We start from the raw sequence: 19,088 nt of genomic DNA, 5'->3' as shown, positions 1-19,088 counted from the left end.
CTCCTTGCGCGTGCCGGCCTCATGCCGAAGCGAATACTTCGATTGCGTCACCGGCGGCGAAACCCGACGCGGTAAGCAATTGATGAACGAAGTGGGTTTCCTGGCCCATCCGGTAGGTTCGGGTCAGGACCTGGCCGCGGTCGAACAACATGTAGGGACGGCGCAAGCCAATGCTGATCCGCTCGATCCGCTTGCTCAGGCCCGCGACGAGGGCCGGGCATTCCTCCATGCGCTCGAATGCCATGGCCTCACGGCTCTCGCCGATGTAGTCGCACACGTGCTCGGAATACCATTGGTCCGCCACTTCGCAGGCGTGGCGATAGACGACAAACTCATGCCGCGATTCGGCGATCGGCTTCGCTTCAGCCGGCACACGCGGGGCACCGCGATTCAGTAACACGGGCCGCTCGTCGATTTCGTCGGGGTTGTCCAGCAGCGCTTCGATCAGTTCCGCGGGCACGCGCCCCGGCGCGGCCGCGAGCGTGTCCGGCGACTCGATGCGCACGCACACTTCCTGCAGGTGCAGGCGCGCCACCGGCGCGCCGTGGTCAGCCACGAGCAGTACATCCACATCTTGCAGGCTGTGGAAGCGTCTCGGATTCCAGGTTCTTACCCCGGTCGTCACGCTGAGCGACTGGCAGTCGTAAAAGGTCGACGGCTGCAGATACTCGATCTCAAGGCCTATCGGCACAAAGCCGGTTGCGTGATCGCGGATGAGTGCCGCATGCGCGACGGCGTGCTCGGCCAGCCAGGCCGACCAACCCATGAACGCCAGGGAGAACGCGACGCGTGGCTTCAACTGCAAATGCGTGAACATGCCGCTGCTGCAAGGGATCGTCAAACGGGTCTGCCGAACCGGCCTGGCCACGGAGGTGGATTGACCGGCCGTGGTTTTCGACATCGGCTTTGCCGGGGCGCAGTCGTGCGACGCGGAAGGCATCCGGATCAGGCGGCCATAGCCCGGGAGCGTCAGAAAATCCGGAAAGTTTTCGTGCAGCGCGATCTCTTCGAACAAGGCTTTGGCCTCTTCGAAGGCAAGCGTCGGACGATCCTGGACCGAACCGGCACTGCATTTTTCGATCTCCTCGACAAGCATGGCGCGCACCAGTTCACGGGTCACGCGGCGTCCATCGTGCAACTGCGTGCCGTGATGCAGCCATTGCCAGATCTGCGAGCGGGCAATCTCGACGGTCGCTACGCCCTCCATCAAGCCGAACAGCCTGACCGAGCCGCTACCGCGCAACCACGCTTCCAGATAGCGGATCGAGACCGCGATGTTGGAACGCAAGCCGTATTCGGTGACCCGGGCATCGAGCCGGTTAGCGGCCGCGAGTTGCGCGGCGGTGATTTCACGCGCGTCGCCCGGTGGCTCGACCGGGTGAGCGCGACCAGCGGACGCCCGATCGAAAGCGGCGTGGCAGACCGGCACCAGGTCCGGGTGAACCACCCACGTGCCGTCGAAGCCCTCGGCGGCCTCGCGTTCCTTGTCGCGCCGAACCGCCTCGATTGCCCGGGCGCGCGCAGCGGCATCGTGCCGGTCGGGGATCTGCGTGGATACGCCGCCCAGCGCATGCGTGCCGCGTCGATGACAGGTGCGCACGAGGAGTTCGGTGTAGGCCCGCATGAAGGGCAAGTCCATCGTCAATTCTGACCGGTCAGGCAGGACGAAGTCAGGCTGGTATCTGAATTCCCTGGCAATACTGAACAGATAGTCCCATCGGCCCGCGGTCAGACCGGCCGCATGCGCTCCGAGTGCGTGCAGTATCTCGTCCATCTCATAGGCGGCATGGATGTGTTCGACGATCACCGTGGCGCGAATGCTGCCGCGGGGAATGCCGATCCAGTCCTCGGAGAATTCGAACACGTCGTTCCAGAGCTTCGCTTCGAGGTGGTTCTCCAGCTTGGGGAGATAAAAGTAAGGCCCGCTCCCGCGCGCCAGTTGCGGGCGGGCACAGTGCAAGAAGTACAGGCCAAAATCGACCAGGCTGGCCGCCGCCGCCTCGCCGTCGATCAGCAGGTGCTGCTCCGGCAGATGCCAGCCGCGCGGGCGCACCACGATCGCGGTGCGGTGGTCTTCGAGACGATATGGCTTGCCCAGCGGATCGACGTAGGTAATCTTGCCGGCGACCGCGTCGCGCAGGTTACGCTGGCTCGTCATCACGTTGCGCCAGGTGGGCGACAAGGCGTCTTCGAGGTCGGCCACCCAGACTTGTGCGTGGGCGTTAAGCGCATGGATGACGATCTTTCGGTTCTCGGCCGGAGCGGCGATTTCCACGCGCCGGTCCAGCAGGTCTCGCGGGGGAGCGGGGACACGCCAATCCGGATTGTTGCGAATGCCCGCAGTGGCACTGAGGAACTCGAAGGATTCGCCGTGCTGCCGACGGTGAGCGCGTTGCCGACGGGATTGCAGGATATGCCGGCGCTGCTGCGCAAATTCGCAATTTAATGCAGCAACAAATTCCAGGGCGTCTGCGGAGAGAACGTCTGGGAATTGCCGCGCCACTTCGCTTTCAATAACGCAAGCCGCATGAGTTTGAGTGGCCAAGCTGAACTCCACAAGACAGGAAAGTTTGCGTGTTCGTTTTTACTGTGAGCCTTGACGCAAGGCAAAAGGCCGCTCGTCCGGCCATGTCGCGGCAGGTGTTCCTGAGCAGTCGGTATTCAGCGCGATACGTAAACGGAGATAGGACTATCCCGATGCCAAAGGTTGGTCACAGAGGAATCGCTAAATTCATTTTTATAATATGTATATCTAAGTTTTGGCAAATTCAAGGCCATAAAAAAGGGAAGGTCTGGAAAGATTTTATGAAGTTAGCTAACCGGTTTGATTAAACCGGTGTCTAATTTAATAAATATCGAGGCATTCGGATCATTGCTTTACTTCCCCTCAACCGTACGCAACACCTGCGCCACCAGCCCATGCTCATGCAGGATCGCCGGACTCGCCTGCAACAACGGCAGATAACGCGGCAGAAAAGTATTCTCCGGCAGATCGGATGAAAACAGCGTCGTCACCGCACCGGCCGCCGCGATCCGGTCGACGTCCGTGGCCTTCCTGTCGTCGAGGGTTTCGTCGACGTTGGCAATCACCGTCGAGAGCGGCGCGAGCCAGCGGAACCCCGAACCGTTGATCAGCACCTGCAGGAACGCCGCCGGCGTCACCGGGCCGAATTCCTTTTCATAGGCCGCGCGTTCGTGATCGAGAATCGCCTTGTGCAGCGACAGCAGCGGCCGGCGGACCGCGGACAGGAATTGGATGGCTTGCTCGTCGGTCATGGCGCAACTCCTGATGGATGGGGATAAGGACATGCTAACAAACTTGCCCTCCAGATACAGCGTGACAGGTTGGCGACAAACTTTCCCATGCGACGCTACAATCAATTCGCCCTACGCACCACTGGCTCGTCACGACCCCGGCGCTTATCTTTTGCTCGAACCGGGTAGCAGTCCACCGCGAGTCTCCTCGCGGGCCTTATGCGCATTAGCCCGGTCTGCCGAATAGATTCGGCGAGACCGAGCGGTTTAGTTCGACGCCGTTATACAAACCACTCAAACAATATCCCGCAATCGGAGTCCCCATGACAACGCTCACCATCAACGGTCAGACGCACACCGTCGACGCACCGCCCGATATGCCCTTGCTGTGGGTCTTGCGCGACCTTGTCGGCCTCACCGGCACGAAGTTCGGCTGCGGCATCGCCCAGTGCGGCGCGTGCACCGTGCATCTGGATGGGGCGGCCGTGCGCTCGTGCGTCTTGCCGGTGGCGGCGGTCGGCGACAAGAAGATCACCACCATCGAGGCGGTGGGCGAGACTCCCGCCGGCAAAAAGGTGCAGCAGGCCTGGCGGCAGATCGACGTGGTGCAGTGCGGCTACTGTCAGTCCGGACAGGTCATGTCCGCAGCCTCGCTGCTCGCGCAGAACCCCAATCCCACCGACGCGGATATCGACGCCGCCATGGCCGGCAACATCTGCCGCTGTGGCACCTACAACCGCATTCGCGCGGCGATCAAGCAAGCGGCGAAGGGGGCCTGACATGTCGCAAGGATTGATCGATGCGCAACGCGGCGCCCAGCCGGACGCCGCCCGGGATATCAACCCGGATGCAGGTGGCTCGCGCTTCTCGCGCCGCACGTTTCTGAAGTTCAGCGCTACGGTGGGCGCTGCCGCAGGCGGCGGCCTGCTGCTCGGTTTCAGCATCCCGGCGCTAAGCCAGGGGCAGGGGCAAGCTCAAAGCCAGGCCGGTCAATCGGTGATCGGCGGGGACGCGAGCGAACCCGCTCCAGCCGGCGTGTTCGCGCCCAACGCGTTCATCCAGATCGATACCGCCGGCAAGGTCACGCTGGTGATACCCAAGGTCGAGATGGGCCAGGGCGTCTATACGTCCATCCCGATGCTGATCGCCGAAGAACTCGAGGTGCCGCTCGACACCGTCACGCTCGACCACGCGCCGCCCAACGAGAAGCTCTTCATGGACCCGCTGCTCGGCGGCCAGTTGACCGGCGGCTCGACCTCGATCCGTTACGCATGGGAACCGATGCGCAAAGCCGGGGCGACCGCGCGCGTGCTGCTCATCAACGCGGCGGCGCAGCAATGGCAGGTCGATCCTGCAACCTGTCACGCGCAGGCGGGGCAGGTCATGCACGCGGCCAGCAATCGCAGTATCGGCTACGGCCAACTGGTCGATGCCGCCGCGAAGCTGCCGGCGCCGCAGAATGTGCCGCTCAAGGACCCGAAAGACTTCAGGATCATCGGCACGGCGGTCAAACGGCTCGATTCGCCGGAGAAGGTGGACGGCACCGCCGTGTTCGGGCTCGACGTGCGGGTGCCGGACATGGTCTACGCGGCCATCGCGACCTGTCCGGTGTTTGGCGGCACGCTGGGCAGCGTCGACGACACCAACGCGAAGAAGATTCCCGGCGTGCGCCAGGTCATCAAGGCGGACAATGCGGTCGCTGTAATCGGCGATCACACGTGGGCCGCCAAGCGCGGTCTCGCGGCGCTCGATATCAGCTGGAACGAAGGCGCGGGTGCGAATCTTTCGATGCAGCAGATCGTCGGCGATCTCGCCGCCGCCGCGGACCACGGCACCGGCGCCGTGGCGCGCAAGGACGGCGACGTGACGAAGGGCTTCTCGGACGCCAAGACACGCGTCGACGCGGTCTATCAGCAGCCGTTCCTTGCTCACGCCACCATGGAGCCGGTCAACTGCACGGTGCACGTGCGCCCCGACGGTTGCGATATCTGGCTGGGCACCCAGGTGCCGACGCGCATCGTCGATACGGCCGTGAAAATCACCGGCCTGCCCGCCGAGAAGATCACGGTGCACAACCATCTGCTCGGCGGCGGCTTCGGGCGCCGCCTCGAGTTCGACATGGCGACCCAGGCGTTGAAGATCGGCAAGCAGCTGGGCACGCCGGTCAAGGTGGTGTGGACGCGCGAAGAAGACATCCAGCACGACATGTACCGGCCGTACTACTACGACAAGATCTCCGCCGGGCTCGACGCGAACGGCAAGCCGATTGCGTGGCAGCACCGCATTGTCGGTTCGTCGATCCTCGCGCGTTTTGCGCCGCCGGCCTTCCAGCACGGCATCGACCCGGACGCGGTGGAAGTGGCGTCCGACCTGCCATACGACCTGCCGAACCAGTTGATCGACTACGTGCGCCAGGAACCGCGCACGGTGCCGACCGCGTTCTGGCGCGGCGTCGGTCCGACGCGCGGCACCTTCGTGGTGGAGAGTTTCATTGACGAACTCGCCGCGCAAGCCAAGGTGGATCCGGTGAAATACCGGCGCGACCTGCTCGGCAAGACCCCGCGTGCGCTGAACGTGCTCGACACGGCCACCCAGGCGGCCGGCTGGGGCAGCGCGAGCCTGCCGAAGGGGCAAGGGCGCGGCGTCTCGGTGATGCACGCGTTCGGCAGCTTCTTCGCGATGGTCGCGGATGTGACGGTCGACCAGGGCGAGGTGACGGTGAACCGCGTGGTGTGCGCGGTCGATTGCGGCATGACGGTCAATCCGAACACCATCGAGGCGCAGGTGCAGGGCGGCATCATCTTCGGCATCACGGCGGCGCTTTACAGCGAGATCACGATCAAGGACGGACGCGTCGAGCAGAACAACTTCACCGACTACCGGATGCTGCGCATCGACCAGACGCCGAGCATCGAGGTGCATATCGTGAAGAGCACCGAGGCGCCCGGCGGGATCGGCGAGCCGGGCACGGCAGCACTCGCGCCGGCGCTGACGAACGCGATCTACGCCGCCACCGGCAAACGCCTGCGGCAGTTGCCGGTCGGCAGCCAACTGCAAACCGCCTGACCGGAGACCGATCATGATCAAGACACTGAAGGTGGCCGGGGCGGCGCTGGGCCTCGCGTTGCCGTTTGCCATGCCGTCATCCGCGCAGGCGGCGGACAATGCGTTGGTGCAGCAAGGCGCCTATCTGGCGAAGCTCGGCGATTGTGTGGCGTGCCATTCGGCGCCCAAAGGCAAGCCGTTTGCGGGCGGTTTGCCGATGTCCACGCCGATGGGCAAGATCTACAGCACCAACATCACCCCCGATCCCGACACCGGGATTGGCCGCTATACGGAGGAAGACTTTGCGCGGGCGTTGCGCGAGGGCGTCGCCAGGGACGGGCACAACCTCTATCCGGCGATGCCGTATCCGTCGTACGCGAAGGTCAAGGACGACGACGTGAAGGCGCTCTACGCGTTCTTCATGAACGGCGTCGCACCGGTGCAGCAGGCCAATCGCGCGTCCGACATTCCCTGGCCGCTCAACATGCGCTGGCCGCTCGCGCTGTGGAACGTCGTGTTCCTGGAGAAGGGCGTCTATCAGGACAAGACGGGCAAGGACGTGGCGTGGAATCGTGGCGCTTATATTGTCCAGGGGCTCGGACACTGCGGCTCGTGTCACACGCCGCGCGGTATCGCGTTCCAGGAGAAGGCGCTGGACGAAAGCGGCAGCGCGTATCTGACGGGCGCGCCGCTGGACGGCTGGTTTGCGGCGAACCTGACCCAGGAGCAAAACGTTGGCCTTGGGCGCTGGTCGGAGGCGGATCTGGCGGCATTCCTGAAGACCGGCGCGAATGCGCACGCGTCGGCGTTCGGCTCGATGACCAGCGTGATCAACAACAGCACGCAGGCCACGAACGACACGGACATCGCCGCGATGACGAGCTATCTGAGGTCGCTGCCGGCCGCGGGCGGCACGGGCGCGCCGCCGTATTCGTACGATGCGCAGGCTACCAGGGTGTCGTTGACGCGCCCGGCGAACGACGCCGGCGCGCGCGTCTATACCGAGTACTGCATGCATTGTCACGGGGTGGATGGCCGAGGCTTCGCGCCGATGCTCGCGCCGCTGGCGGGCAATCCGAATGTGCTGGAGCACGATGCTTCGTCGCTGATCAACGTCACGTTGAACGGCACCGGCGATCTGGTGATTCAGGGCATTCCTGCGCCGTATCCGATGCCGAACTACGCGCCGGTGCTGAACGACAGGCAGATCGCGGATGTGCTGACCTTCGTGCGGGCAGGGTGGAACAACGGTGCGCCGGCAGTGTCCGCGGATGAAGTGGCGAAGTTAAGGAAGTCGACCCAGGCGGCGCGTTGAAGGCACGCGTTAAGGGTACGCGTTAAAGGTACGCGTTAAAGGTACGCGTTAAAGGCACACGCTGAAAGGCAAGCTGAAGCAGGCGTCTGCGTGGCGAGTCTCAACCACGCAGACGGCCCGCCGGCGCCTCACCGATGCTGCCCAACCTTCTGCCGCTTCTCCAGCGCACGCGCATACCAGGTGAGCGGGAAGCACATCGCGAAGTAGATCAGCGCGACCATGCCGTAGATCGGAAACGGCCGGAACGCCGCGTTGGTGATCATCGTGCCGGTCTTGGTCAACTCGGTGAAGCCGATGATCGAAGTCAGCGCCGTGCTTTTCACCACCTGCACGAGAAAGCCGACGGTCGGCGCCACCGCGATTTTCCTCGCCTGCGGCCACACGATATAGCGCAACTGCTGGCCGAAGGTCATGCCGAGACTCGCCCCCGCGGCCCACTGTCCGCGCGGTATCGCCTCGACGCAGCCGCGCCAGATATCGACGAGGTAAGCGCTGGTGTAAAGCGTCAGCGTGACGGTGGCAGCGGTCCACGGCGAGACGTCGACGCCTAGCAACGGCAGACCGAAGAATGCCAGAAACAGTTGCATCAGCAACGGTGTGCCCTGGAACAGTTCCACGTAGACCGACACCGCTCGCCGCAACCAGGGCAGCGGCGAGACGCGCATCGCCAGCAGCACGAAGCCCACCAGGCCGCCGCAGACGAACGCGATCAGCGACAGCAGCACCGTCCAGCGCGCGGCGAGCAACAGATTGCGGGCGATATCCCATAGCGTGAATTCGACCATGATCAGCGCTCCGTGGTGATGGTGCGGGCGCCGCGCCACGCGAGCAGGAGCCGCCAGCCGCGCGGCTCGTCAGGCCGGTGCGGCATGCGGCCCGCGAACAGGCCGCGTGCGAGCCAGTTGAGCAGTTGCCTCAACACGATCGAGAGCACCAGGTAGGTCACCGTGATGATCACGTAGCTTTCGAACGAGCGGAAGTTGCGCGACTGGATGAAGTTCGCCGCGTAGGTCAGGTCCGGCACGGAGATCTGCGAGACGACGGCCGAGCCGAGCATCACGATCAGCACCTGGCTCAGCAGCGACGGGAACACGTTCGCCAGCGCCTGCGGCAACACCACGTAGCGGAACACCTGCCGACCGTGCAAGCCGAGCGCCTGCGCCGCCTGGACCTGGCCGCGCGAAATCGATTCGATGCCGGCGCGCACGATCTCGATGGCGTAGGCGCCGAGATTGACCGTCATCGCCAGAATCGCGGCCTGCACTTCGTCGATATGAATGCCGAGGCTGGGCAAGCCGAAGAACACGAAAAACAGCTGCACGATGAACGGCGTGTTGCGGATCAGCTCGACATACGCCGCGATCAGCGTACGCGCCCAGCGCGGTCCGGCCACCGCGACGCTGGCGCCGCCAATGCCCACCAGGCCGCCCAGCACGGTGGACACCGCAGTGAGTCCCAACGTGACGGCCGTGCCGCGGGCCAGCATGCCGGCATAGACGCCGAAGCCGCTGAAATCGAACGCATAACTCATGACATACCGCTCATCGTGAATCGGACTCCATCCGCCCAACGCGCTTGAGCGGCACAAAAAGGTTAGAGATCGGCCGGCAGCGGCGCGCGCAGCCATTTCACCGCAATCGCGTTGAGCGTGCCGTCCTTGCGGGCGCGGGCAATCGTCTCGTCGATTTTCTGCTTCAGGCGTGGCTCGTTCTTGTTCAGGCCGACGTGATCGGGCGAACTGAACAGCGCGAACTTCTGCTCGGGATCGTTGGCCGGATGACGGGCGAGGATCGTCGCCCCGACGTCGTTGCCGACCACCATCAACTGTACCTGACCAGAAAGGAACGCCGAAATTGCGCCGTTGGGATCGTCGAATCTTTTGATGGTCGCGCTCGGCGGTGCGATCTTGGTGACGCTCAGGTCTTCCAGCGTGCCGCGCGCCACCGAAATGGTCTTGCCGGCCAGGTCGCCGGCGTTCCTGACAGCCACGCTTTTCGGGCCGAACACGGCCAGATAGTACGGCGCGTAGGGCTGCGAGAAATCGATCACCTTCTCGCGCTCGGGCGTCTCGCCGACTGAAAGCAGCATGTCGGCTTTGTGGTCGGCGAGGTAGGCCATGCGGTTGTCGCCGGTCACCTGGACGAGTTCGACCTTCGCGTTGAGCGTCTTGCCGATGAGGTTGGCCATGTCGATGTCATAGCCTTCGGGCTTCATGTCCGGGCCAATCGAGCCGAACGGCGGGTAGTCTTCGAAGACGCCGATCCGCACCACACCAGACCTGGCGATCGAATCCAGCGCATCGGCATGGGCGGCCGGGGCCGCGAAAGCGGACAGCGCGACGACGCCGGTGAACGCCAGGGTGGTGGCCAGCGTCGCCAGGATGCGCTGGGCACGTCCGGCGCGCAGAGCAGATGAGTCAGGTGTGGTCATGGTCGTTCCTCTGTCGAAAGCGTGATATTTCTCTGATGAATCCGGTACGCGGCGCGCCGGCCGCTCTTTGGCGACCTGGCTGCCTCCATGTGACCTGGAGGGGTTGCATGGAGTAGGTATCGGCCGGAGCGGCATAAATCTGTAGTGCGATCGCGCTTGCAGAACCAAACCGCGCGAAGCCTGCCTTGCGAACGCGTTGCGGGTGGATGCACTCTAGGTTTGCCAAAATCACCCAACAAACGAAATCTCTGCATGACCGCCATGACGTAAGCTCATGCCGCAGACGGCGGGAAGTTTTTTGATCGCTTATGCTGAGGGCCACACTGGGGACAAGCGGCCCGCCGAGCGCATCCCATTGCAATGCATTTTCCTGATACCCGGACCGCGCCCATGCGACGACTTCCTCCGCTGAACGCGCTGCAGATCTTCGAGACCGTTGCGCGGCACCGCAGCTTCACCCGTGCGGCCGATCATCTATGCCTGACGCAAGGCGCGGTGAGCCGGCAGATTCTCGCGCTGGAGGACTACTATAAATTTCCGCTCTTCAAGCGCCAGGCAAAGGGGCTCACGCTCACGGCGGAAGGCGAGTTGCTGCTGCCTGCGGTGAAGGAGAGTTTCGCGCGCATCGAGGAAATCTCGCTGCGCCTCACGCGCCAGCGGACCGATCTGGCCTTGAAGGTGCCGACCTGCGTGATGCGCTGGATGCTGCCGAAAATCATGCAGTTCCAGGCCGGGTACCCGGACCTGCATGTGCAGATCACCACCACCTGGCAGCACGACGTCGACTTCCAGAGCGAGCCGTTCGACGCCGCGATCATCTACGGTTCGTCGCCGGGTGCCGGCGTGCAGGCCGTGCCGCTCTTCGAAGAGCGCCTGACGCCGGTTTGCGCGCCGGAGCTGCTGACCAGCAAGCCGCTTGACAGCGTCGCCGACCTGGCGCGTCACACCTTGCTGCATCCGACCCGCGACCATCGCGACTGGAAGATGTGGCTCGATCACGTCGAGGCACGCGATATCGATGCCAGTCACGGCCCGAGCTTCGACACGCTCGACCTGGCGACGAACGCGGCGCTACAGGGGTTCGGCGTCGCGATCAGCGACCTTGCGCTGATCGACGAAGACGTGGCCGCCAGGCGGCTGGTGAGGCCGTTCGACGAAGTGCTGGTCACGGGATGGCGCTACTACTTCGTCTATCCGGATTGCGTTGCGCATCAGCAGAAGGTCAATCTGTTCCGCGAGTGGATCGCGGAACATTGGGCCGAATGACGCTGTGCGGACGCGCGCGGCCCACCCCACTCAGGGCGCAAACGACAGGAACAGATACGCCGCAAACAGCGACAGGTGCACGACCCCTTGCAGGATGGTGGTGCGCCCTGTGCTCAGGGTGAGGGTGCCGACCAGCAGCGTCAGCGTCAGCATGACGGTTTCCTTGCCGTTGATGCCGAGCACGAGCGGCTGGCCGGTCCACAGGAAGACGCCGGCCACGGTGGGAATGGTCAGGCCGATACTCGCGAGCGCCGAACCGAGCGCCAGATTCAGGCTGTTCTGCAAGCGGTCGGCACGCGCCGCCCGCACCGCTGCGAGTCCTTCCGGCAACAACACCAGCGCCGCGATGATGATGCCCACCACCGCGGGCGGCGCGCCGATACTTTGCACGGCCGTCTCCACCGTCGGCGAGAGCAGTTTGGCGAGCAGCACCACGGCCACCAGGCACACCAGCAGCAGGCCGCCGGCCAGCATGGCTTGCGTGACGCTCGGCGGTTCGGCGTGCACGCTTTCGTCGGGCGTGGCGGCCAGAAAATAGTCGCGATGCCGCACCGTCTGCACGAACACAAACACGCCGTACAGCACCAGCGACGACACGCCCGCAAACGCCAGTTGCGACGACGACAGCAGCGGACCCTCGCGGGTGGTGGTGAAATTCGGCATCACCAGTGTCAACACCGATAACGAGGCCAGCACGGCGAGCGTGGCGGCCGCGCCGCGCGCCTGGAAGTCCTGCTCGCGATGGCGGATGCCGCCCACCAGCAGGCAGATACCGACAATGCCGTTACACACGATCATCACCGCGGCGAACACCGTATCGCGCGCGAGACCGGCCTTCTCGGGACCGGACGTGAGCATCACCGAGACGATCAGCGCAACCTCGATCACCGTGACGGCCACGGCCAGCACCAGCGTGCCGAACGGTTCGCCGACCCGGTGGGCGACCACCTCCGCGTGATGCACGGCGGCGAACACGGCGCCGGCCAACGCGATGCCGACGAACGCCAGCAGCACGCCATAACCGGGCAGAGCATAAGCCGCACCGAGAATGAGCCAGGCGGCGATCGGCATTCCAATGGTCCAGCGAGGCAGCACAGGCGATGTTGTCGTCATCCGGTCGTTCCTTGTTTTAATGCATATGAGGTGAAATTGAGGCGTGCCGGCGCTAAGGAATGTCCGGCCGCATCATGCGAAAAAGGGCTTGTCCGTTGCAACTGAACCATGCATGCAACTTGATGCAATGAATCGGGAATACGCGCCAGTACATTAAACTATAACGAATAGCGTTGAATAGCGAACGCGAGCTTTCAAGGAGACGTTGTGATTCGAAGCCAGGAAACCCTGAATCTGTTGCTCGACAGCATTATCCGTTTTGTCCGTGAACGTCTGGTGCCGAATGAGGACGTCGTCGCTGAAACCGATCAGATTCCCGCGGCCTTATTGCAGGAAATGAAGGACCTCGGTTTATTCGGTTTATGTCTGCCGGAAGAATACGGCGGCCTCGGCTTGACCATGGAAGAAGAGGTGCTGGCGGCCATCGAACTCGGCAAGACCTCGCCGGCGTTTCGTTCGGCGATCGGCAGCAACAACGGCATCGGCTCGACCGGTATCGTTATCGACGGCACCTCAGCGCAGAAGGAAAAGTACTTGCCGCGGCTGGCATCGGGCGAGCTGATCGGCTCGTTTTGCCTGACCGAGCCGGAAGCGGGTTCCGATGCCGCATCGCTCAGAACCACCGCCGTGCGCGACGGCGAGCACTACGTGTTGAACGGCACCAAGCGCTTCATCACGAACGCGCCGGAAGCGGGTCTCTTCACCGTGATGGCGCGCACCGACCCCACGGCGAAAGGCGCCGGCGCCATCTCCGCGTTCGTTGTGGAAGCGGGCACGCCGGGTCTGTCGCTCGGCAAGATCGACCGCAAGATGGGGCAGAAGGGCGCGCATACCTGCGACGTGATCTTCGACAACTGCCGCGTGCCGGTGGCGAATCTGATCGGCGAGAAAGAGGGCGTCGGCTTCAAGACCGCCATGAAGGTACTCGACAAGGGGCGCCTGCATATCGCCGCCGTGGCGACGGGCGCGGCCGAACGCATGCTGGCGGATGCGCTGCGCTACGCCATGGAGCGCAAGCAGTTCGGTAAGCCCATCGTCGAATTCGAGTTGATCCAGGCCATGCTGGCCGATAGCCAGGCGGAGATCTACGCATCGCGCTGCATGATCGTCGATGCGGCACGCCGCCGCGACGCGGGCGAGCGGGTCACGAGCGAAGCCTCATGCGCGAAGATGTTCGCGACGGAAATGTGCGGACGCGTGGCGGATCGTGCCGTGCAGATCTTCGGCGGCGCGGGCTATATGAGCGAGTATGGGATCGAGCGCTTCTACCGCGACGTGCGCCTCTTCCGCATTTACGAAGGGACGACGCAGATCCAGCAGATTGTGATTGCGCGTGAAATGCAGCGCAGTTTTGCGGGCTAGCGCTGCGAGCACTGAGCAGTGCGGTACGGCGAGAGCTGAACTGAACCAGACTGAGGGGACTTGAAGCGGGCGAAGGCACGCTCTCAGTTGAAGCGGGCACACCCCCCGGCCATGCGGGGTTGTGCCCGGCCGATGCGCTTACTGGCCGATCGCGCGGATCGTCAGTGCGTTCTTCACCGAGGTCACGCCCGCTACGCCTTGAGCGGCTTGCGTAGCCAGATCGACTTGCGGTTGTTCCGGCACCGAACCTTCCAGTGTCACAGCGCCGCTGCGTGCGCGGACCGTGATGTTGGTCACGCTCAGGCCCTTCGTCTTGGACAGCGCCTTGCGCACGCTGCGTTGCAGGGCGCGGTTAGCGGCCTTGGTCGACTTGGCGGTCGGAGCGGCGGACATCGCACCGGAGGCGGCCGTTGCATCGCTGCTTTGTGCATAGGCGTTGAGGGACGCCACGACGATGAGCGCGCCACCGATGACCTTGATTGCCTGGAATGCTTTCATTCGAGTTTCTCCTGTTGTCATGATTCGTCACGATTCCGTATGGAACCGCAGGATTGCACCAAAGGGTACTTCGGGATCAAATCTGGGTGAAACTGTGCTGCGAGTGATGCAAACCTGTCTGCTGATCAAGCGGGCCGAGGCACATGCAAGCCTGCAAGGGCTGTGCGGGTGACCGGAATGTAACAATACTCCACTTGAAAGAATTTTGAACTCAAGCGTGCGGGGAAATGCTGCTTTGATACAACGGATTGCCTTTCGATTGCAACAAAGAGCCAGTCATTGCGCGGTATTGCTACAGACTTTTCGTTGCACAGACAACCTTTATCGTCGCATGCCGAAATGACATCTCCATTGCTGCCGATTATCCCGTTGCGCCGCGACGACCTGCCGGTCGATACCATCGAACTCGCTCGCTATATGGTGGGCAAATACCTTGTGCACGAACTGCCGGAAGGACGCATGAGCGGGCGCATCGTGGAGACCGAAGCCTATCCGCTCGGCGATTCGACCAGTCATGCGTTTCTGGGGCGGCGGCCATACAACGGTTCGATGTTTCTCGCCCGCGGCCATGCTTATGTGCGTCTCACGTATGGCGTGTCGTATATGTTGAACATGTCGAGCGAGGAAGAGGGGACCGGCGCCGGCATTCTGTTTCGCGCGCTCGAGCCGCTCGAGGGTCTTGCCGCGATGCACGCGCGCCGCCCCGGCGTGAGCCTGCGCGATCTCGCCCGTGGACCGGGCCGCCTGACGAGCGCGCTCGGCATTGGGCAAGCATTCGATGGACGGGATCTGTGTACCGGCCGCGGCCTCTGGGTCGGCAGGATCGAAACGGAGGACGTGCCGGTCGCGGTCACCAAACGCATTGGCTTGTCGCGCGAAATGCACCGGCTGTTGCGCTTCTATGAACCCGGCAGCCCGTTTGTCAGCGGGCCGCGCAAGCTTTTGACGCAGCCCTCCGCACAGCCGGCTTGAGCAGCCGTCGCACCAGGCCGGGGCGCGGGCAGGAACGACTGACCGATGCCGGACTAACTTGCTTGACAGTCGCCCTGCAAGTATTACGAAATGGGTAATTGCTACGCCAAACCTGTCAGGTGACCGAAGTTTGTTCCGGGTTCCCCATTCAATCTTGCGATTCTCGCAAATATGTATCTCCCAATTAAGGGTTTTCCCTTGAGGATGCGCTGACTAGACTGGAACTACCCGCTTCTCACATGTCGTGTCAAGCGAAGTCAAAAAACCAGATCTGGAGGTAAGCCATCATGAAGTCGCTCATTCAAGCTGTTGCTATTGCCGCAATCCTCGCCGCTCCGGTCGCCGCGTTCGCACAAGCCGCGGATACCACCCAGCAACCCATGACGCGTGCCGAAGTGAAGAACCAGTTGATCCAGCTGGAACAGGCTGGCTACAACCCGTCGAACTCCAACGACCCGTACTATCCGGCCGACATCCAGGCCGCCGAGCAGCGCATTCAGGCAGAAAACCCGCCGGTTGCGCAACAGCCGGTTGCCGATACCAGCGGCTATGGCCCGTCGACGAGCGGTTCGTCGGCCTCAGGCACGATGCAGCCGATGCAACCGGAAGCGCCGGCCCAGCGCGTTTTCTTCGGTCACTAAGCGGAACGCAATAAAACCAGGCGCAAAGCCAAGCGTATGCCGCTGCGCGTAATGCGCGCGGCATATCGCCGACACGAATTTCAGGAACCTCCGCTGCCGCAAGGTAGCTTCGCCCAATCCCGATGGTTTGGGCTTTTTTTGCTGCTGGGGCGTAGCTGCCGTACGGCAACGGCTCAGGGATGCTCGCCCGTAATGTAGAACTCGAGTTGCTGGATGGTGAACTGCTGTTCGGCGATGATGTTCTTCACCAGATCGCCGATCGACACCATTCCCACCAGTCTGTCCTGATCGATCACCGGTAGATGGCGCATGCGCCGCTCGGTCATGAGCGCCATGCAGTCGTCCGTGGTCTGGGTCAGGTGCACGAAACGCACCGCCTTGCTCATGATGTCGCGCACAGGCGTGGCTTTCGACGCGCGGTCCATCAGCACGACCTTGCGAGCATAGTCGCGCTCGGTGATGATCCCGGCGATGCTGTCGCCATCGGTCACGACCAGCGCGCCGATCTGTTTCTCCGCCATCAGTTTGATTGCGTCGTAGACGGAATCGTCCGCTGCCACCGTAAAGACGCCTTGATTCGGTTTCGATTTGAGAAGTTGCGCAACGCTAGTCATGGAGCGGCTCCGTATCGCAGTGCAGCACGCCGGCACGGGACGTGCGGTCGTAAAGGGCAGGCCATTGCAGTATAGGCGGCGCATGCCCATCGGACACTCATGGGCAAATCCCTGGTGGTGGCGTTTTATCCGGCTACGGTCCCCGCGGGCGTGCGGGCGTGCGGGCGATTCGCCGCGGCCTCCCCGGCAGCCCGCCTTGTCATCTGTTCCGCCTTCGCGCGCGCCGGCAGGTGGGCGAGGCCGATTAGCGGTAAACTCCAGTTCCATACTTTATCCCCGGTTGTTCACGGGTTCATGTCAGTGCCTTTGCCCAACGCCATGCCCACGCCTCACAATCCGTCTGAAGCAGACGGCCAACATAACGGCGAATGCGTCATTCTCGACGCGGTCGCCACGCTTCCCACCCGCTACGGCACCTTCACGTCCTACGTTTTTCGCGTGTGCGAGAGCGGCGCCGAACATCTCGCGCTCGTGATGGGCGACGTCGCCAACAATGAACCGGTGCTCACGCGCCTGCACTCGGAGTGCCTGACCGGCGACGTGCTCGGCTCCTACCGCTGCGATTGCGGCGAGCAGCTCGATCTGGCGTTGCGCTATATCGCCGCCGAAGGCCGCGGCGTGCTGCTGTATCTGCGTGGTCATGAAGGCCGCGGGATCGGCCTGTCGAACAAGATTCGCGCCTATGCGCTGCAGGAGCAGGGGCGAGACACGGTCGAGGCGAATCTCGATCTCGGCTTACCCGACGATTCGCGCGAATACGATTCGGCCGCCGGCATTTTGCGTACGCTGAAAGTCACCTCGGTGCGCTTGATGAGCAACAACCCGAAGAAGTTCGACACCTTGTCGGAACACGGCATCCCCGTGTGCGAGCGGGTCGCGCTGGCGATTCCGATGCGTGAGGAGAACGAGCGCTATATCCGCACCAAGCAGGTCAAGTTTGGGCATTACTTCGACGAGAACGAATAGGTTTGGTTTGCCTGGTGAGCAGGCACGGATAGAGGTGGTGTGCGCGTAGCTGATGTTGCGTCTCCGATCATCTTCCTCTATCTGATCCTGCTGCCAGGCGATGCGCTCGGTTGACGAGTTGCTTCGCTATCTCGCCCCGAATCCAACGACTATTCGCAGGGCGTGCGAGGAAGTGATCTGGGCAGGACGGTCATCACCCTCCGGGTGCGCTCCTTTCCATACCTTGAAAATTTCGGGGGCAATCTAGCCGCCTTTCCTTATGTCTCCTTAGCTACACAGCTAAAGTAGCGAAATGTGCTAAATAAAAGCAAATGATATAACCTCTGCTGTGCAGCAATATCACCGCTTTTTGCGAACGAGCCATGGGAAACTTCCGCCGCAAGCCGAGCGCCGACGCGCGCAGTGCATTCGAGATGGAAATCGCAAAGGAGCTTAGCTCGACTCTTGATGAGATCGCGGACGGTCGGATCAAGGTCCAGCATATCGAATCAGATTTTGCGAATTTACCTCGTGTGGATTTCGCTATGGATATCGATGCCGACGGCCGTTCGGTGCGCCTTGCCGTGGAAGTGCTCCGCTATGCCTATCCGCGCGATGTGCAGGGAGCGGTATGGCGGCTTGACGAATTCAAGCACGCCTACGACCCCGATCAGTTCGGCGACCTCATCCTCCTGGTAGCCGCCGAATCGCTGAGTCCTGGGGCACGGGACCTACTTCGCAGGCGTGGAATAGGATATTTCGAGCGCAACGGCAACCTCAGCCTGAAGTGGCGCAACTGGCTGATCAACGTCGAGCGGCCGGACCCGCCTTCGGTCAGAAAAGAAGCGGCCTCGCTCTTCACGGATTCGCGCGAGGCGGTTGTTCATGCGCTCCTGGTCAACCGTGACAAATGGCTGAGCGGGGGAGAGCTGGCCGCAATGTCCCAAACTTCGCAATACACGGTCTCTGTCGTCCTGCAGGAACTGACGCGCCGTGAGTGGTGCGAATCAAGCGGCGCGGGTCGAACGCTTCGACGCCGGCTAAACGAGCCGAGAAAACTGTTAGACGCATGGGCTGCGCAATGGACGATGCGCAAGGAGGAGCGTACCAGTTGGTACTTTTTCTCGGAGCGCCCTGATCTGCTGCTCACGAAATTGACGGACAAGATCGAGTCGTCAAACCCGGCCTTCGACTGGGCGTTCACAGGTACAGCCGCCGCGAATGTCTATGCTCCGCTCCTCACGAGTGTAGACACTGCAGAGATCATTGTCCCGCCCGGGCAAGCCGAGGATCTTGCTCGCGACATGCGCTTGAAACCCGCCGACAAAGGCGCCAACGTGGTCTTTGTCGAGCGTGACGGTGCGAGCCTTCTGTTCCGCGACCCGGTTCCGGAGTACCCATCATATTTCGCGAGCCCGTTCATCATGTATCTCGACCTCCTGAACGGTCGCGGTCGAAACAAAGAGTTGGCGGAACACGTTCTTAAAAAGCTGGAGCTATAGATGTCCGGAGTCAAACCCACCACCGCGGCAGGGTACAGCGCTGATGTCACCGAGGCTTGCGAGCGCACTCGAGCGCAATCTCAAGGATGGTAAGCCATCGTCGTGGCAATGGAAGCTTAAGGTAAATGAG

17 protein-coding genes are annotated in these 19,088 nt (G+C 62.7%); 9 read left to right on the top strand and 8 right to left on the bottom strand.

Going from position 1 to position 19,088, the window contains the following annotated elements:
* Positions 1 to 19: 19 nt before the first annotated feature.
* Together aceB and BUS12_RS10410 are read right to left on the bottom strand one after the other, a co-directional pair.
* The gene (aceB, locus tag BUS12_RS10415; protein ID WP_253190134.1) at positions 20 to 2,503 is read right to left on the bottom strand and encodes a malate synthase A; all 2,484 of its coding nucleotides are present in this window, start codon (positions 2,501 to 2,503) and stop codon (positions 20 to 22) included.
* 374 nt (positions 2,504 to 2,877) lie between these two features.
* Positions 2,878 to 3,276, bottom strand: coding sequence for a hypothetical protein (locus BUS12_RS10410; RefSeq protein WP_074295614.1), 399 nt, complete (start codon positions 3,274 to 3,276; stop codon positions 2,878 to 2,880).
* A 302-nt stretch (positions 3,277 to 3,578) separates the two neighbouring features.
* Between BUS12_RS10410 and BUS12_RS10405 the strand changes: the two genes are divergently transcribed.
* The 3 genes from BUS12_RS10405 to BUS12_RS10395 are packed head-to-tail and all read left to right on the top strand — an operon-like array spanning position 3,579 to position 7,615.
* Positions 3,579 to 4,034, top strand: a complete 456-nt coding sequence (locus tag BUS12_RS10405) for a (2Fe-2S)-binding protein (protein WP_074295613.1) — start codon at positions 3,579 to 3,581, stop codon at positions 4,032 to 4,034.
* A gap of 1 nt (position 4,035) precedes the next feature.
* Positions 4,036 to 6,321, top strand: a complete 2,286-nt coding sequence (locus BUS12_RS10400; RefSeq protein ID WP_074295612.1) for a xanthine dehydrogenase family protein molybdopterin-binding subunit — start codon at positions 4,036 to 4,038, stop codon at positions 6,319 to 6,321.
* Positions 6,322 to 6,334: 13 nt separating this feature from the next.
* Entirely contained in the window at positions 6,335 to 7,615 is a 1,281-nt protein-coding gene (locus BUS12_RS10395; protein ID WP_074295611.1) for a c-type cytochrome, read from the top strand.
* Positions 7,616 to 7,743: 128 nt separating this feature from the next.
* Here BUS12_RS10395 and BUS12_RS10390 read toward each other — a convergent pair whose 3' ends face one another.
* The 3 genes from BUS12_RS10390 to BUS12_RS10380 all read right to left on the bottom strand — a co-directional run bounded on the left by BUS12_RS10390 (position 7,744) and on the right by BUS12_RS10380 (position 10,045).
* On the bottom strand, positions 7,744 to 8,400 hold the full coding sequence (locus BUS12_RS10390; protein ID WP_074295610.1) for an amino acid ABC transporter permease: 657 nt from the start codon (positions 8,398 to 8,400) through the stop codon (positions 7,744 to 7,746).
* A gap of 2 nt (positions 8,401 to 8,402) precedes the next feature.
* Positions 8,403 to 9,146 carry an amino acid ABC transporter permease gene (locus tag BUS12_RS10385; protein WP_074295609.1) on the bottom strand — a complete coding sequence of 248 codons (744 nt, stop codon included), beginning with the start codon at positions 9,144 to 9,146 and terminating at the stop codon, positions 8,403 to 8,405.
* 62 nt (positions 9,147 to 9,208) lie between these two features.
* The gene (locus BUS12_RS10380; RefSeq protein ID WP_074295608.1) at positions 9,209 to 10,045 is read right to left on the bottom strand and encodes a transporter substrate-binding domain-containing protein; all 837 of its coding nucleotides are present in this window, start codon (positions 10,043 to 10,045) and stop codon (positions 9,209 to 9,211) included.
* Positions 10,046 to 10,435: 390 nt separating this feature from the next.
* Between BUS12_RS10380 and BUS12_RS10375 the strand changes: the two genes are divergently transcribed.
* A complete protein-coding gene (locus BUS12_RS10375; protein WP_074295607.1) occupies positions 10,436 to 11,311 on the top strand; it encodes a LysR substrate-binding domain-containing protein in 876 nt (291 codons plus the stop codon).
* Between the two features lie 30 nt (positions 11,312 to 11,341).
* On the opposite strand, the gene BUS12_RS10370 is transcribed toward BUS12_RS10375, so the two are convergent.
* Positions 11,342 to 12,424 carry a calcium:cation antiporter gene (locus tag BUS12_RS10370; protein ID WP_074295606.1) on the bottom strand — a complete coding sequence of 361 codons (1,083 nt, stop codon included), beginning with the start codon at positions 12,422 to 12,424 and terminating at the stop codon, positions 11,342 to 11,344.
* A gap of 207 nt (positions 12,425 to 12,631) precedes the next feature.
* On the opposite strand from BUS12_RS10370, the gene BUS12_RS10365 reads away from it, so the two are divergent.
* Positions 12,632 to 13,786: an acyl-CoA dehydrogenase family protein gene (locus tag BUS12_RS10365; RefSeq protein ID WP_074295605.1), complete on the top strand. Its 1,155-nt coding sequence runs from the start codon at positions 12,632 to 12,634 to the stop codon at positions 13,784 to 13,786.
* Positions 13,787 to 13,924: 138 nt separating this feature from the next.
* Here the strand turns inward: BUS12_RS10365 and BUS12_RS10360 are convergent, their stop codons facing one another.
* Positions 13,925 to 14,284: a BON domain-containing protein gene (locus BUS12_RS10360; protein WP_074295604.1), complete on the bottom strand. Its 360-nt coding sequence runs from the start codon at positions 14,282 to 14,284 to the stop codon at positions 13,925 to 13,927.
* A 339-nt stretch (positions 14,285 to 14,623) separates the two neighbouring features.
* On the opposite strand from BUS12_RS10360, the gene BUS12_RS10355 reads away from it, so the two are divergent.
* Both BUS12_RS10355 and BUS12_RS10350 read left to right on the top strand, forming a co-directional pair.
* A complete protein-coding gene (locus BUS12_RS10355; RefSeq protein ID WP_074295603.1) occupies positions 14,624 to 15,256 on the top strand; it encodes a DNA-3-methyladenine glycosylase in 633 nt (210 codons plus the stop codon).
* A 287-nt stretch (positions 15,257 to 15,543) separates the two neighbouring features.
* On the top strand, positions 15,544 to 15,897 hold the full coding sequence (locus BUS12_RS10350) for a DUF4148 domain-containing protein (protein WP_074295602.1): 354 nt from the start codon (positions 15,544 to 15,546) through the stop codon (positions 15,895 to 15,897).
* A 173-nt stretch (positions 15,898 to 16,070) separates the two neighbouring features.
* Here BUS12_RS10350 and BUS12_RS10345 read toward each other — a convergent pair whose 3' ends face one another.
* Positions 16,071 to 16,511 carry a CBS domain-containing protein gene (locus BUS12_RS10345; protein WP_074295601.1) on the bottom strand — a complete coding sequence of 147 codons (441 nt, stop codon included), beginning with the start codon at positions 16,509 to 16,511 and terminating at the stop codon, positions 16,071 to 16,073.
* Between the two features lie 318 nt (positions 16,512 to 16,829).
* Between BUS12_RS10345 and ribA the strand changes: the two genes are divergently transcribed.
* Both ribA and BUS12_RS10335 read left to right on the top strand, forming a co-directional pair.
* On the top strand, positions 16,830 to 17,477 hold the full coding sequence (gene ribA / locus BUS12_RS10340) for a GTP cyclohydrolase II (protein ID WP_074297345.1): 648 nt from the start codon (positions 16,830 to 16,832) through the stop codon (positions 17,475 to 17,477).
* Positions 17,478 to 17,839: 362 nt separating this feature from the next.
* Entirely contained in the window at positions 17,840 to 18,958 is a 1,119-nt protein-coding gene (locus BUS12_RS10335) for a type IV toxin-antitoxin system AbiEi family antitoxin (protein WP_083640334.1), read from the top strand.
* The last annotated feature ends 130 nt before the right edge of the window (positions 18,959 to 19,088 follow it).

Source organism: Paraburkholderia phenazinium (assembly GCF_900142845.1).
Classification (GTDB): Bacteria; Pseudomonadota; Gammaproteobacteria; order Burkholderiales; family Burkholderiaceae; genus Paraburkholderia; species Paraburkholderia phenazinium_A.
Note: the sequence above shows the minus strand (reverse complement) of the source record. Positions and strands in the feature narration are given on the sequence as shown.